This is a genomic window from Lelliottia sp. AC1 (genome assembly GCF_023278595.1).
GTDB lineage: Bacteria > Pseudomonadota > Gammaproteobacteria > Enterobacterales > Enterobacteriaceae > Enterobacter > Enterobacter nimipressuralis.
The window spans coordinates 2364291-2378045 of sequence record NZ_CP025699.1 but is presented as its reverse complement, the minus strand read 5'-3'; the positions used below and the strand labels follow the sequence as shown (position 1 = coordinate 2378045).

General features: G+C 54.3%; 12 protein-coding genes. 6 read left to right on the top strand and 6 right to left on the bottom strand.

The annotated features are described in order from the left end of the window. Positions 1-140 precede the first annotated feature (140 nt). Complete coding sequence (gene tpx / locus C0560_RS11275) at positions 141-647, bottom strand: thiol peroxidase (RefSeq protein ID WP_248858554.1); 507 nt, start codon at positions 645-647, stop codon at positions 141-143. Between the two features lie 95 nt (positions 648-742). Between tpx and ycjG the strand changes: the two genes are divergently transcribed. After that, positions 743-1708: an L-Ala-D/L-Glu epimerase gene (gene ycjG / locus C0560_RS11270; protein ID WP_248858553.1), complete on the top strand. Its 966-nt coding sequence runs from the start codon at positions 743-745 to the stop codon at positions 1706-1708. On the opposite strand, the gene mpaA is transcribed toward ycjG, so the two are convergent. Further along, the gene (gene mpaA / locus C0560_RS11265) at positions 1699-2412 is read right to left on the bottom strand and encodes a murein tripeptide amidase MpaA (RefSeq protein ID WP_123427763.1); all 714 of its coding nucleotides are present in this window, start codon (positions 2410-2412) and stop codon (positions 1699-1701) included. The genes ycjG and mpaA overlap by 10 nt on opposite strands. Positions 2413-2596: 184 nt before the next feature. On the opposite strand from mpaA, the gene C0560_RS11260 reads away from it, so the two are divergent. Then, positions 2597-4213, top strand: a complete 1617-nt coding sequence (locus C0560_RS11260; RefSeq protein ID WP_100780014.1) for an ABC transporter substrate-binding protein — start codon at positions 2597-2599, stop codon at positions 4211-4213. Positions 4214-4261: 48 nt separating this feature from the next. Here the strand turns inward: C0560_RS11260 and C0560_RS11255 are convergent, their stop codons facing one another. The 3 genes from C0560_RS11255 to C0560_RS11245 all read right to left on the bottom strand — a co-directional run bounded on the left by C0560_RS11255 (position 4262) and on the right by C0560_RS11245 (position 7939). Continuing rightward, on the bottom strand, positions 4262-4402 hold the full coding sequence (locus C0560_RS11255) for an Ecr family regulatory small membrane protein (protein WP_142503374.1): 141 nt from the start codon (positions 4400-4402) through the stop codon (positions 4262-4264). Positions 4403-4477: 75 nt separating this feature from the next. Next, entirely contained in the window at positions 4478-5710 is a 1233-nt protein-coding gene (locus C0560_RS11250) for a sensor domain-containing diguanylate cyclase (protein ID WP_248858552.1), read from the bottom strand. A gap of 99 nt (positions 5711-5809) precedes the next feature. Next, positions 5810-7939 carry a bifunctional diguanylate cyclase/phosphodiesterase gene (locus C0560_RS11245; RefSeq protein WP_248858551.1) on the bottom strand — a complete coding sequence of 710 codons (2130 nt, stop codon included), beginning with the start codon at positions 7937-7939 and terminating at the stop codon, positions 5810-5812. 453 nt (positions 7940-8392) lie between these two features. On the opposite strand from C0560_RS11245, the gene C0560_RS11240 reads away from it, so the two are divergent. Continuing rightward, on the top strand, positions 8393-9547 hold the full coding sequence (locus tag C0560_RS11240; RefSeq protein WP_248858550.1) for a methyl-accepting chemotaxis protein: 1155 nt from the start codon (positions 8393-8395) through the stop codon (positions 9545-9547). A gap of 33 nt (positions 9548-9580) precedes the next feature. Here C0560_RS11240 and C0560_RS11235 read toward each other — a convergent pair whose 3' ends face one another. Further along, a complete protein-coding gene (locus C0560_RS11235; protein ID WP_248858549.1) occupies positions 9581-10702 on the bottom strand; it encodes a GGDEF domain-containing protein in 1122 nt (373 codons plus the stop codon). A gap of 201 nt (positions 10703-10903) precedes the next feature. On the opposite strand from C0560_RS11235, the gene zntB reads away from it, so the two are divergent. From zntB to dbpA, 3 genes are all read left to right on the top strand, one after another. Beyond that, a complete protein-coding gene (gene zntB, locus C0560_RS11230; protein WP_100780017.1) occupies positions 10904-11887 on the top strand; it encodes a zinc transporter ZntB in 984 nt (327 codons plus the stop codon). Between the two features lie 275 nt (positions 11888-12162). Then, positions 12163-12315, top strand: a complete 153-nt coding sequence (locus C0560_RS11225; protein ID WP_157809239.1) for a hypothetical protein — start codon at positions 12163-12165, stop codon at positions 12313-12315. A gap of 59 nt (positions 12316-12374) precedes the next feature. Continuing rightward, positions 12375-13748 (top strand): ATP-dependent RNA helicase DbpA, encoded by a 1374-nt coding sequence (dbpA, locus tag C0560_RS11220; RefSeq protein WP_248858548.1) that lies wholly within the window; start codon positions 12375-12377, stop codon positions 13746-13748. The last annotated feature ends 7 nt before the right edge of the window (positions 13749-13755 follow it).

Below are 13755 nucleotides of genomic sequence, written 5' to 3'. Positions count from 1 at the left end.
GAGTCGTCCACAGTTAAGTTCATCCCGCAACCGTTCGATAGTGTGCACAGGGACAAAGAGTATCGTTTCTGGGCAGACGTCAGATAAAAGAAAGCCCCGCATCAGCGAGGCTTTGAAAATCCGAGCACTGAGCGATGTCGTTACGCTTTCAGCACATCCAGCGCAGCGGTGTAGTCTGGCTCGTTGGTGATTTCGTTGACCAGCTCGCTGAAGATGACGGTGTCGTTTTCATCGATTACCAGGACTGCACGGGCAGCCAGGCCTTTCAGTGGGCCTTCTGCGATACCTACGCCGTAGTTTTCGAGGAAATCAGGGCTACGCAGGGTAGAAAGCGTGATAACGTTGCTCAGACCTTCTGCGCCGCAGAAACGGGACTGGGCGAACGGCAGATCCGCGGAAATGCACAGCACCACGCTGTTGTCGACTTCGGTCGCCAGCTGGTTGAATTTACGCACGGACGCAGCGCAAACGCCGGTGTCGATGCTTGGGAAAATGTTCAGGACTTTGCGTTTACCGGCGAACTGACCCAGTGTTACGTCAGACAAATCTTTTGCCACGAGGGTAAAAGCCTGTGCTTTGCTGCCTGCCTGCGGAATGGAACCTGCAACAGAAACCGGGTTGCCCTGAAAATGAACGAGTTGTGACATAGATATCTTCCTGTTTACATATAGTTAACGTCGCGGCTAGTGTATGACAACAGCGGATAACACGGCAAACCTATTTTTCCCTACAGGAGTGAGTGATGAGAACCGTCAAGGTCTATGAAGAAGCGTGGCCACTGCATACCCCGTTTGTGATCTCTCGCGGTAGCCGTAGCGAAGCCAGCGTAGTCGTCGTCGAGATTGAAGAAGACGGTGTGAAGGGCGCGGGCGAATGCACACCTTATCCTCGCTACGGCGAGAGTCTCGCGTCGGTGATGGCGCAGATCATGACTATCGTTCCTGAACTGGAAAAGGGGCTGACACGCGAAGCGCTGCAACAGGCGCTGCCGGCGGGTGCGGCGCGTAATGCGGTCGACTGTGCGCTGTGGTCGCTGGAGGCGCATCGGCAGAATCATACGATCAGCGACTCGCTGGGCGTGGTACTGCCGCAGACCATTGTGACGGCGCAAACGGTGGTGATCGGCGAGCCTGCGCAGATGGCGTCAAGTGCTAAAGCGCTGTATGAGGCCGGGGCGCGGTTGCTGAAAGTGAAGCTTGACGATCATTTGATTAGCGAGCGGATGGTGGCGATCCGCAGCGCGGTTCCGGAAGCGACCCTCATTGTCGATGCCAACGAATCCTGGAAGAATGAAGGGCTGGCCGCGCGCTGTCAGCTGCTGGCTGATTTGGGCGTGGCGATGCTGGAGCAGCCGCTGCCGTCGGCACAAGACGCCGCGCTGGAAAACTTTATCCACCCGTTGCCTATCTGCGCCGATGAGAGCTGCCACACGCGTGACAGCCTGGCCGGGCTGAAAGGGCGCTACGAGATGGTGAACATTAAACTTGATAAAACGGGTGGATTAACCGAAGCGCTGGCGCTTGCGAAACAGGCACGGGCTGACGGGTTCGCGCTGATGCTTGGCTGTATGCTCTGCACCTCAAGAGCCATCAGCGCCGCACTGCCGCTGACAGAGCAGGTGAGCTACGCCGATCTTGATGGACCCACCTGGCTCGCCGTGGATGTCTCACCTGCGCTGAATTTTACCACCGGGACGCTTCATCTCTGAGATTGCCAGCGCAGCAGGCCGGTCATCGCTTTCAGGTATTTCTCGCTCGCTTCATCAGAGGAGACGGGCGGGAACTCGGCCGTGATGCAGTGCAGGCCGAGGTCTGCACACCAGCTGCCAAACGAGCCTGGCGTTTCGTATCCGACGCTGGTGACCAGCGGCAGCGCGAAGGCGTCAGCCAGCCACTCGCCTAACTCCGTATGGCGTGGATCTTCGATGCAGGCCAGCGGATCGTGAAACGACACCACCCACGCCGGTTGAAGATGATGAATGAGCTGGCACAGCCCCTGGGTTTCAGGCTCTGAGCCGGGTTTTTCACCGGTGAGGAGCACCACGTCACGCTCGTCCGCCGCGCTGTTCCAGCGATAAACCGTCTCTCCCGCTCGCCAGTTGGCCGCCGGGAAATTGCGGTTCAGATCGACGCCGCGCGCATTGGCCCGCAGCCCTAACTGGCACCCGTCCGGATTGACCGTTAACACCACGTGATGACGACGCAGATCGGGTGCCAGCGTACGCAGCGCGCAGGAGAGGGTGACGATGGAGGAGTTCTCATCCCCGTGCGTCCCGGCGATGATAAGCCCGCTGTGGCGGTCGGCCTGCGGGGCAGGAAACCAGATCAGCGGGGCACCCAGAAATGAGCGGCCATAATGTTCCGTTCCGGGCGGGAAAGCGCCACGTTCCGTTCTTGGGCGGGTAAGTGACATATGAAATCCTGATAGCGAGTTCTTTATAGCCAGTGTTGTGTAAAACACGCGCTTAATCAAATAGTTTCACGGGGCGGAGAAACTGATCCGATCTCAACTTTCCGCGCGAAGGTGTTTGCATTTCTCTGTTCTGAAACAAATAATTACGCATCTGCTTGTCACCCATCATTCCAAAGGGGATCTCATGAAGCATCCTGTTTCGCTGCTCTGTACTGCGCTGTGGCTGTGTGGACTCACTTCTGTTTCTTATGCAGCTGATATTCCTCAGGGAACGAAGCTGGCGGAAAAACAGGAACTGGTCCGCCATATCAAGGACGAACCCGCCTCGCTCGATCCGGCGAAAGCCGTCGGTTTGCCAGAAATTCAGGTGATCCGCGATCTGTTCGAAGGGCTGGTGAATCAGAATGAAAAGGGTGAACTCGTCCCCGGTGTCGCGACAAAGTGGCAGAGCAATGACAACCGTATCTGGACATTTACCTTACGCGACAACGCGAAGTGGTCAGACGGTACGCCGGTGACGGCGCAAGATTTTGTCTACAGCTGGCAGCGCCTGGTGGACCCGAAAACGACGTCGCCATTTGCCTGGTTTGCGGCGCTGGCGGGGATCACTAATGCCCAGAGCATTATCGACGGCAAAGCCCAGCCTAATACGCTCGGTATCACCGCCGTGGACGCCAAAACCCTTCGCGTACAGCTTGATAAACCGCTGCCCTGGTTCGCCAATCTGACTGCCAGCTTTGCATTTTATCCGGTGCAGAAAGCCAACGTTGAGAGCGGAAAAGAGTGGACTCGCCCAGGCGCACTGGTGGGCAACGGTGCCTATGTTCTGAAAGATCGCGTGGTGAATGAGAAGCTGGTGGTTGAGCCGAATACGTCGTACTGGGACAATGCCCAGACGGTACTGAAAAAAGTGACTTTTATTCCAATCAACCAGGAGTCATCGGCCACTAAACGCTATCTGGCGGGGGATATTGATATCACCGAATCCTTCCCAAAAAATCTCTATCAGAAGCTGCTCAAAGATATTCCGGGGCAGGTTTATACGCCGCCGCAACTGGGCACCTATTATTACGCGTTTAACACTCAGAAAGGGCCAACGGCCGATCAGCGTGTGCGACTGGCCCTGAGCATGACCATCGATCGTCGGATTATGGCGGAGAAGGTGCTCGGAACGGGCGAGAAACCGGCGTGGCACTTTACGCCGGATGTGACCGCTGGCTTTACGCCAGAAAAGTCACCGTTCGAGCAGATGTCGCAGGCGGAGCTGAATGCGCAGGCCAAAATGCTGTTACAGGCTGCCGGATACGGCCCGCAGCGACCGCTGAAACTGACGCTGCTCTATAACACTTCAGAAAACCACCAGAAAATTGCGATTGCGGTGGCGTCGATGTGGAAGAAAAACCTCGGCGTGGATGTGAAGCTGCAGAATCAGGAGTGGAAAACCTATATTGATAGCCGCAATACCGGCAACTTCGACGTGATCCGCGCCTCCTGGGTAGGGGATTACAATGAGCCGTCCACTTTCCTGTCACTGTTAACATCCACACACAGCGGCAACATTTCGCGCTTCAGCGATCCGGCGTACGACAAGATTATCAACCAGGCGACGCTGGAAACGACGGCGAAAGCGCGCAATGCGGATTACAACGCGGCTGAGAAAATCCTTGCCGAAAAAGCCCCGATCGCGCCGATTTATCAATATACCAACGGTCGCCTGATTAAGCCGTGGGTGAAAGGGTATCCGATAAATAACGCGGAAGATGTGGCGTATAGCCGGACGATGTATATCGAGAAGCATTAATATGAATAACAAGGCCCGTCTGAGAACGGGCCTTTTTTGATTCGTCAGTCAGGGCGCGTCAATCGCCGGGTAGAGGCTGCTTTCCAGATACCCCACCAGGTGCCACATCTCACCGCTAAAAATAAACCATAAGCCAAATATAATAACGCTGAGAATAATTAGGATGAGTATGACTTCTGTTTTCCCCATAGCAAAAGTGACCCACCTGACCGCTGTTAATTCGAGGGGGGCATTGTAGCGGGGCTTTAATCAATACTCCAGTTTTCAGGCGGCGAGCACTTTATTGCGGCCATTGTTTTTGGCGCGATATAAGGCGTCGTCTACGCGTTTTAACAGATCGTCGATGCTCTCGTCCGGATTATGTCGCGCGACGCCAATACTCACGGTAAAGCGGGGCAGGCCGGGGATGACAATGCGCGCCACTTCAGCACGAATGGTTTCGGCCACCTGCATCGCAGCCTCGAGCGTGGTACGCGGCAGCAGGATCACAAACTCTTCGCCGCCCCAGCGAAACACAAAATCGTCTTTACGGCTGCAGGCTTCGAGCATGCGCGACAGGGAAATCAGCACCTCGTCGCCCCTGGAATGGCCGAATACGTCATTAATATTCTTGAAATGATCCATGTCGACCAGTAACAGGCTGAACTGCTGCTGGGCGGGCAAATGGGACGGATGAGTCTGTTCAGTGAGGAGATAAAACTGTCGACGATTTAGCAGGCCAGTCATGGAGTCCCGCAGGGCGGCGTGCTCCAGCTCGTGCTCAAGCCTTTTTTGCTCGGTGATATCGTGAACGATGCACAGCATTAATTTGTCGCCGTAAATCTCAATCGGACCCGCGTACGTTTGCACGTGGCGGGTGGAGCCATCGGCCAGCCGGTGGACAAAATTAAGGGGCTTATGCCCGCCGGGAAGACGGGCGATCTCCGTCATAATCGGCAGGATATCGCGCCCCAGGGTGTTAATTTCCCATGTGTGTTTTGTGCACATGTCATCGTGGCTGTAACCGTAAAAATTGAGGGCCGCCAGATTCGCGTCGACAATTTGCCCGTCACGCGCGGTATCTATGAGCAGCATGGGCGCACTGTTAGTCTGGAAAAAGCGGGCGTAGAAACCCTGTTTTTTACGCTGGTAGTTGGCAGAGCGGCTCGCTTTCAGGCCGGAGGGGGCCTGGGAAATCAGCCCTTCAAACACAATGATTTCACCCGCACTTTCATGCTCGGTGAGGGACAGGCGACAGCTCAGGGTGGTTTCCTGATCGTTGCGCCAGACGGTCCAGATTTCGACAATTTCCAGCTCGGATTTGAGATCAGGAACGTACATTGCCAGCTGCTGCTGTGCACTGGCGGAATAAGCGCCCTGACGCATGTCATTCAGCGTTTTATTACCCATCATGTCGCTCGCCGCACTATTGGCGAAAATAACCTGCTCAGAGACGGGTGAGACTAACCAAACCGGTGTTTTGACGAAATTCAGCGCATCAAAGCTGTGTGGCAACATAGAGTCTTCCCAGTCATCGGCAGCCAACGCTCATGAAATTTGCGGTATCACGGTTATACACACGTGGGCATATTTCAAAACATACTCCACTTCATCACATCAGGCATGATTTTTTTGTGAATGAAGTGGGGGTTCTATTTGATTTTTACCAATTGGAATAATTTGTTTGTCAGATTTATTCTGTAATACCAGCCACGGCACCTGTTCTGCAGGAAGCGGGCGGGAAAAATAATAGCCCTGCAGATAATCACATCCCAGATTTGCCAGCATTTGCTGCTGTTGTTGGGTTTCAATACCTTCGGCGACCACCACCATATCCATGGTCCGGGCAACGTGGATAATGGTTTCGACAATCTTTTTGCTTTTATCGTTTTCCCGCATGCTATCAATAAAACTTTTATCTATTTTAAGCTCTTTAGCCGGAAGCACACTCAGCATCAGCAGGTTAGAGTATCCGGTGCCAAAGTCGTCGATGGAAACGGTAAAACCGGCGTGGTTAAACATATCTAATAATTCAATGCTGCGTTCCAGGTTTTTCAGGGCCGTGCTTTCGGTGACTTCGAGGATCAGTCGTGAAGGTTCGAGATTGTATTTCTGCATGGTGCCGGAAATCACCTCGAATATATCCTGTTGCTCAAACTGAATAGGGGACAAATTAAACGACAGCGTCCACTGGCTGAATCCCTGTTCCGTCCAGAAGCGCAGTTGTCTGCAGGCCTGATCAATGGCCCACACCCCCACCGGAATGATTAATCCTGTTTTTTCCAGCGATGGCAGGAATACGTTCGGCAGCAGCACACCCTGTTCAGGATGGTGCCAGCGCAACAAGGCTTCAAAGCCGTGAATCTCATTCACTGCGGCGTGGTAGGTGGGCTGATACCAAAGCTCAAACTGCTCGCGTTCCAGCGCCTGGGTGAGATCCTGCAGGAAAGACGGCTCTGCCGAGATGCTTTTCGACATCTCCGGGCGATAAATCGCCCAGCCGTTGCGCCCTTCCTGTTTAATGTGATGCATCGCGGCATCGGCTTTAAATTTCAGCTCGTGGAGGGTTTCACCGTGCTGAGGATAGAGGCTCACGCCAAGGCTTAAGGTGATATTCAGCGCGTGGCCGCCAATGGCGAAAGGGCGGCGAATATCGTCGAGCAGGGTCGTGGAGAGTTCGGTAATTTTCTCGTCATCGCAGTCGGGCAGCAGCAGGATAAACTCATCGCCGCCGAGCCTGGCGAGACTCATTCCCAGCGTCAGCCGGGCGGTAATGCGCTGCGCGACGCTTACCAGCAGTTCATCGCCAACCTGATGCCCCCAGGCGTCGTTCACTAGTTTGAAATGGTCGATATCCAGAAACATTACCGCAAACTGTTTTTTATTCAGCAGTGAGCCGTGCAGGCAATCCTGCAGGCTGAGATCCATCTGCGTGCGGTTGGCTAGCCCGGTAAGAGCGTCAAAGCGTGCTTTACGCTCCAGCTGGGTGTTGAGCTGGCGCAGGTTTTCCGTCAGGCGATGAGTGCGAAAATGGGAGTCCACCAGCGAGATAATCAGCATGATACCCAGTAGCACGAGTGTGGTGGTAGAGACCCAAATTGACAGCCCTAACTCGCTCACTCCGCCCGGCATCATGTGCGCGGCGTGCTGAAAATTGGCTGCGCTCATTCCCGTGTAATGCATCGCGCAAATGGCAACGCCCATCACCACGGCCGCGGCGACGCGGTTGATAAACACGCCTTTGTGCCGCCGGCGCAGGTGAAAGGCAAGCCAGAGAGCGGCACCCGAGGCGACAATGGCGATTGCGACGGAGATCGTCACGAGGGTCATGTTCCAGCGAATGTCATCACTTAGCATCAGCGCCGCCATCCCGGTGTAGTGCATGGCCACGACGCCTGCGCTAAGGATCAGCGTGGAAAACAACCAGCGAAAAAAGGAGAGAGAATCACCCGGAACGGCAATATTAATGGCGCTGGTGGCCGCGACAATGGCGATGCCCAGTGAGCCGACGGTAAGCCAGACGTGATAACTCATGTCGATCGGCATTTTCATCGATAGCATACCGATGAAATGCATTGACCAGATACCTATCCCCAGCGTGACGCCCCCGGCCATGCGCCACCAGAGAGCGGCTTTGCGGCTGGCACCCGATATTTTGCCGGCGCTGTCGAGCGCCACAAATGAAGCGATAAACGCCACCAGGAATGAGATGGCAATGAGAACGGGGTCCCAGGACACATCGAGCATTATGCAATCCCACGCTAAAAAGTCGTTATTGAGTTCATCCGGTGCGTGACTCATCACCGCCGAGGCTTACTCTAACTAATTCCAAGATTAGTTGCTTATCAAAAATCAACAACAAACGCGTTATTTTTACGTGCAGGAACGCATCGAAGATATATTCTCTCATTAATGACTTAAGTAGCGCTACATGATTTTAATCAACAGTAGCATTCGCTCTTAATAAACTTTGCGTTAATATTTAATCATCTGTTTGCTAACTATTGTTGTCACAAAGAAAATAGGGGTGAAAAGAATAAAGCGCTCATGGTTGAGGTTAAGCTGATTCTGTGTACTGACTTAAGGTAAATTTACGGCATCCGGAGGTGAATAATAAATGCCACTTAAAATGTGGTGGAAAAAGAAAATGCGAATGCTATAACCAATATACCTCCTCCGACTTGTTGTATGGGATCAATTATGCTTAGAAATATTAGCGTAAGAACCTTTATTATATATTTTCTGCTGGTCGTGCTTTTAATCATTGATGGTTTAGTTTGGACTTTATCGGAAAGTACAACGCTTTTTATCGCAGTAAATATTATTAATGTGCTTGCGGTCATGTTGCTGTGGTCCTACATGACAAAATATCTTGTGACGCCGATCAACACTGTGAAAACAAGTATCGAAGAGGTCACCTCAGGCAATCTTGCCGTTTCTATCCCCGAGTTTGGCAATAACTGTGCGGGGCGTTTAATTCCTGGGATCAACAGCTTATCCAGTAACATCGCCACGCTGGTGCGGGAAATACGCGCCTCGTCGCAAACCGCGATGACCCTCTCAGAACAACTCTCCTCACGCAGCGCGGAATTGTCGGTGAAGACAGAGCAGCAATCCGCTTCACTTATTCAGACCGCTGCCAGCATGGAGCAGATGGCGGCCAGCACCCGTAACAACGCCGATAACACCCGTCTTGCCAGCGAGCGTGCGAACCACGCGACGGTGCAGGCGCGCAAAGGTGGCGAGCTGATGGGGCAGGTGGCAAATAATATGCAGTCGATTACGGAATGTGCGCAGCAAATGACGGAGATCATCTCACTGATCGACGGCATTGCGTTCCAGACCAATATTCTGGCGCTGAACGCGGCGGTCGAGGCGGCAAGGGCTGGGGATCACGGCAAAGGTTTCTCCGTGGTCGCCGGTGAAGTGCGTAATCTTGCCCATCGCAGTGCAGAGGCGGCGAAAAGTATTAAGTCGCTGATCGACGTGACGAGCAATAACGTGACGCAGGGCGTGACGGTGGTAGCGGAAGCCGAGAAAAATATGCACGAAATCGTCAACGGTTCCGGGCATGTCAGCAAACTGATGGATGAGATTTCGGCGAGTACGTCTGAACAGGAAAAAGGGATTTCGCAAATCACGCAGGCGCTGTCTGAGCTGGAGCGTGTGACGCAAAGCAACGTGGCGATGGTGGATGAACTGTCAGGCTCCTCCGATGTGCTGAAAAACCAGGTGATTGAGCTTCAGACGCGCACCCGGAATTTCAGGCTGGAGGGCGGCTCGCAACCTGACTGGCAGGAGAGTGTGCGCCAGGAGCACAGTGCCTTTCCCCGCCACGCAGAACACTCATACTGACTGATTGACTGGAAAAGCCTGGTTCGCCAGGCTTTATACTTTGTAGCGGTTACGTCCTGCCTGTTTCGCCTGATACAGCGCTTTGTCCGCCCTCGCTATCAGTTCCCGTGCGGTCACGCCGGGTTTCCATAACGCCAGCCCCTGGCTCACCGTCACGCGGTCGCTGACGGGAGAACCCGCGTGAGGAATATTCTGCGCCTGAAGCACCGCCGCAATATTCTGTGCAGCCGACTGTAACGCCTGCGAGTCCGCATCGGGCAGAAGCAAAACAAACTCCTCGCCACCAAAACGCCCGATAATGCCGCTTGAGGTCAGCGCGGCGGATTCCAGTGCCCTGGCGATGGCCATCAGGCACAGGTCGCCTTTTTGATGTCCGTAATAATCGTTATAAAGTTTAAAGTGATCGACATCGAGCATGATCAGCCCAAAGCTGTTTCCATCCTGCTGATGGCGCAGGATGGCCTGATCCATCTGCGCTTCAAATGACCGACGGTTCGCAATCCCGGTGAGCGGGTCGTTGTTGGCCAGCAGGCCCAGGCGTTGAATCAAATCCGCATTTTCCTGCTCGCGGCGCAGGGCGAGCAGAAACCAGCTGTTGAGAATACGTCGGCCTGATTCAATCAGTCCCGCCAGCAAAATCCACTGCAATCCATTCATGACCGTGAGGCCGTTGCGGTAAAAAAGTGAGGTAATCAGTATCGTCAGCCAGACCGGCAGAATAAAGCTCAGCAGGACTTTGGGATCAAAGTAGAGTGAGATCAGCGCTGTAAACAGCAGTAATGCGGCAGAGGGGAAGATGATGCGCAGATCGTTGCTGACGATCAGGACAAAGAAACAGCCCGCCCAGCACAGACTGAGGGCCACCACGGTCCACTTTGCTAACGTACCGAGCCACTGTGCGTTTTGCAGGGGGGCCATTCGCATGATGAATAATACGGCGGCGGAGAGGGTCAGGTCGGCCACCATCATGGTTTCCAGCACTGCCGCAGGGTGGTGGAAAAGGACCTCTGACTCGAAGGCGGAGAAATAGTTACGCCCCAGGATGAAAGAGGAGAACAACATATTTACCCACAGGAACCATGTCACACTGGTTTTAATGGCAATGGTCCGCATTTCTGCAAGACGAACATCGAAGGCCGCACAGGGCTTTTTCATCGTCACACTCGTAAAAGATACATTTAAAAACAAAATGGCAGCATTTCTGTAACTCTACTGTTTTGCATCTTTCTGTCCAGTGGTTAGAGTAGGAAAAGGGTTAATTCATGAGCAAATTCAGCGCTATGCTGTCGGTAGATGTTGAATAACCTTTCGGGAAGGCTAGACTGACGATGTTCATGACAAAAAGGGGGAGTCACTGTGGAAGGCATTAAGGGATCGGACGTTAATGTTCCGGATGCGGTATTTGCGTGGCTGCTGGACGGTAAAGGCGGGGCGCGACCCCTTGAAGATGACGATATTATCGACAGCGAGCACCCCTGCTGGTTGCATCTGAACTACACCCATCCGGACAGTGCGCAGTGGCTGTCATCGACGCCGCTGCTGCCAAACAGCGTGCGCGACGCGCTGGCCGGGGAGAGCCTGCGACCGCGCGTCAGCCGTCTCGGGGAGGGCACGCTGATTACGCTGCGCTGCATCAATGGCAGCACCGACGAGCGACCGGATCAGCTGGTCGCCATGCGTCTTTATATGGATGAACGTCTGATTGTCTCCACCCGGCAGCGCAAAGTGCTGGCGCTGGATGATGTGGTCAACGATCTGAAAGAGGGGACCGGGCCGGTCGACTGCGGCGCGTGGCTGGTCGATGCCTGCGATGCGCTGACGGATCACGCCAGTGAATTTATCGAAGAGCTGCACGATAAAATTATCGATCTCGAAGATAACCTGCTCGATCAGCAAATTCCGCCGCGCGGTTATCTTGCCCTGCTGCGTAAACAGCTCATTGTGATGCGTCGCTACATGACCCCGCAGCGTGATGTCTACGCGCGGCTCGCCAGCGAACGTCTGCCGTGGATGAACGACGATCAGCGACGTCGTATGCAGGATATCGCCGATCGGCTCGGGCGTGGGCTGGATGAGATCGACTCCTGTATTGCGCGAACGGCGGTAATGACCGATGAAATCGCGACGGTGATGCAGGAGTCACTTTCGCGCCGGACGTATACCATGTCGTTAATGGCGATGGTCTTTTTACCCAGCACGTTTTTGACCGGGCTGTTCGGTGTGAATCTCGGAGGCATACCGGGCGGGGCATACCGGTTCGGCTTTTCCGCTTTTTGCATCATGTTAGTTGTTTTGATTGGTGGTGTTGCGTGGTGGTTGCATCGCAGTAAATGGTTGTAAATTTACACATTTTCAGGCGTTTTCTGGCTTCAAAACGCGTTTTTGTTTGAGCGAAGTCAATAAACGGCTACCCCGTTCGGTGCAGTATTACTCCCGCAGGTGAATGCAACGTCAAGCGATGGGCGTTGCGCTCCATATTGTCTTACTTCCTTTTTTGAATTACTGCATAGCACATATTGATTCGTACGACGCCGACTAAATTAGTCGGCTTTTTTTTGCCTCCAGAATCTCAGCGTCTACCCTAAAAGGGTCACCCCGATAAACTGGAGGGAAACATGAGCTATCTGCTTTCACTGCTTTACACGCAACTGTCGGTACCTGACTCGATACCCATCGATCCGGTGCCTGTCCCCGATCCGATTCCCCGTCCGCAGCCAATGCCCGACCCGCCGCCGGATGAAGAACCGATTAAATTGTCGCATCGGTAGCGCAGATCTGCGAGGATACGCGCCAACTGACTGTGATTTTTTTACCTTGAGAGTACATTGTGACCGCTTTTTCTACGCTGAACGTTCTGCCTGCCGCCCAACTCGACAACCTTACCGAGTTGGGATATCTCTCGATGACCCCTGTACAAGCTGCCGCGCTTCCGGCGATTCTGGAAGGACGAGACGTTCGCGTGCAGGCTAAAACCGGCAGTGGAAAAACGGCCGCCTTTGGCCTGGGATTGCTCCAGCAGATTGATGCGGGCCTGTTCCAGACGCAGTCCCTGGTGCTCTGTCCGACGCGCGAGCTGGCGGATCAGGTTGCAGGGGAGTTACGTCGTCTGGCGCGCTTCCTGCCTAACACCAAAATTCTGACCCTCTGCGGCGGCCAGCCGTTTGGTGCGCAGCGCGACTCGCTGCAACATCCGCCTCACATTATTGTCGCCACGCCTGGCCGTCTGCTCGATCACCTGCAAAAAGGCACCGTTTCGCTGGATGCCCTGCAAACGCTGGTGATGGATGAAGCGGATCGCATGCTGGATATGGGCTTTACCGATGCCATCAATGAAGTGATTCGTTTCGCGCCTGCGACGCGCCAGACGCTGCTGTTTTCCGCAACCTGGCCAGAAGCGATTGCGGCAATCAGCGGACGGGTGCAGAACAACCCGGCTACCATTGAAATCGACGCGGTGGATGCGCTGCCGTCCATCGAACAGCAGTTCTACGAAACCTCGCAAAACGGCAAAATTCCGCTGCTGCAAAAGCTGCTGAGCAAACATCAGCCGGCCTCCTGCGTGGTGTTCTGTAATACGAAGAAAGATTGCCAGGCCGTCTGTGACGCGCTTGACGAGGCGGGGCAGAGTGCGCTCGCCCTGCATGGCGATCTGGAACAGCGCGACCGCGATCAGACGCTGGTGCGTTTCGCCAACGGCAGCGCACGCGTGCTGGTGGCAACGGACGTGGCAGCGCGCGGCCTGGACATCAAATCCCTGGAGCTAGTGGTTAACTACGAGCTGGCGTGGGACCCGGAAGTCCACGTTCACCGTATTGGTCGTACAGCGCGCGCGGGCAACAGCGGTCTGGCGATCAGCCTGTGCGCACCGGAAGAGGCGCAGCGCGCCAACATTCTGTCTGAAATGCTGCAGCTGAAACTCAACTGGATGCCTGCTTTGGGTAGCGTCAGTCTCACGCCACTGGCCGCTGAAATGGCGACTCTGTGCATCGACGGCGGCAAAAAAGCCAAAATGCGTCCCGGGGATGTATTAGGCGCGCTGACCGGGGATATCGGACTCGAGGGTGCGGATATCGGCAAAATTGTGGTGCATCCGGCACATGTCTATGTAGCGGTGCGTCAGAAAGTGGCGAATAAAGCATGGAAACAGCTGCAGGGCGGGAAGATTAAAGGCAAAGCCTGTAAGGTGCGTTTGCTGAAATAAGGCACAA